The sequence below is a fragment of the Parabacteroides sp. AF19-14 genome (assembly GCF_003635485.1).
Classification (GTDB): Bacteria; Bacteroidota; Bacteroidia; order Bacteroidales; family Tannerellaceae; genus Parabacteroides; species Parabacteroides distasonis.
Genome location: NZ_QTMJ01000050.1, coordinates 1,547 through 2,801 on the forward strand (window position 1 = coordinate 1,547; position 1,255 = coordinate 2,801).

1 protein-coding gene is annotated in these 1,255 nt (G+C 37.0%); it reads right to left on the reverse strand.

The window, feature by feature from the left end; genetic code table 11:
* Positions 1-1,132 (reverse strand): IS4 family transposase (locus DWX33_RS22095; RefSeq protein ID WP_233570221.1); only part of this gene is annotated, 1,132 nt, incomplete at its 3' end.
* Between the last annotated feature and the right edge of the window lie 123 nt (positions 1,133-1,255).

The following is a 1,255-nucleotide window of genomic DNA, read 5'->3' on the forward strand; positions in this document are numbered from 1 at the left end:
CGAATCGTTCTTTGTCATTTTGAAATTTAGTTTTATCAAAGAGGTCTCTCAGATGAGTCTTATCAGTCAATGAGATGCTCAGTATTTGTAACACTTCATATGTACTTCTGTTCAGTTGCATATCGTGTTGAATGATTGCCACCAAACAGTAAGCGCATATAGCAGCATATATCTGTATTCGAACAGCATTCTCTGTAGTTCCCCAAAATCTTTTGATTTTAAGGTGCTGCTTGAGCCATTTGAAAAACAGCTCTACCTGCCAGCGATTTTTATAAAGTTCAGCAACTTGAAGCGCAGATATATGCATCGCATTGGTTATGAATGTAAATTCTCGTTCTTGTTCTTCATCCCAATATTTAACCAATCTAAGTGGCTCTGGATAATATTGTTTAGGATAGAATCCTGTCAGAAATACACTTGCGTCTGAAAGCACATTCTTAGGCAGCCTACGTTTCCATTGGATGGATTTGTACCCGAGATTCTTTTTTGCTCTGACAACAAAGTAGGCTTCAATTTGATGAATTTTATACAGTATTTTGAAGTTGTTATAACCGCGGTCAAAGATGTAATAAGAGCTTGGTTCATAAGGAATTTCAATCATAACTTTAGAATCGTGTACGGATGCTTCCGTGATATGAAAGAATGCAGGAATCTGTGTTTCCACATCATATAATGTATGCACTTTGATACCACCTTTCTTTTTGCGGAATTTTGCCCACCAAAAGACTGAAAGGCACAGGTCAATAGTAGTCGAATCGAAAGCATAAACGTTACCGCCAAGTTTGAAAATATGATTAGCACACTTTTGTCGTGCTTCGCTAACCAGGTAGTAAGCATATTCTTCAAAGATGTGATAGTCTCTATCTTGATTTGCTCTTGCCAGCGATGACTTTGATACATTTTTACCCATTCCTAAATGATAACATTTGGAATGATGAGCTTCAAGAGCAACTATCAAATCTCGCAGACTTTCACGATTAGAAAGTTGACCAAACATCAAAGCAAGTAGTTGATTCCAGCAGGTGAAGTGCTTCACATATTTATCACCATCATACTTGGTGACTATGCGGTTAAACTTACTTCGATTCAGAAATGAAGCCAATTGAGCGAAAACGTATTTGTCTTGGAACATATGCCATCGGATTAATCTGATGCAAAGCTACAAATTCAAGTCCGTTCGCTCGGAAAATCGCTGTAACTAACTAAATTTCAAATATTTCAAAGAACTCTTTTAGATTTTAATGGGACAACAATG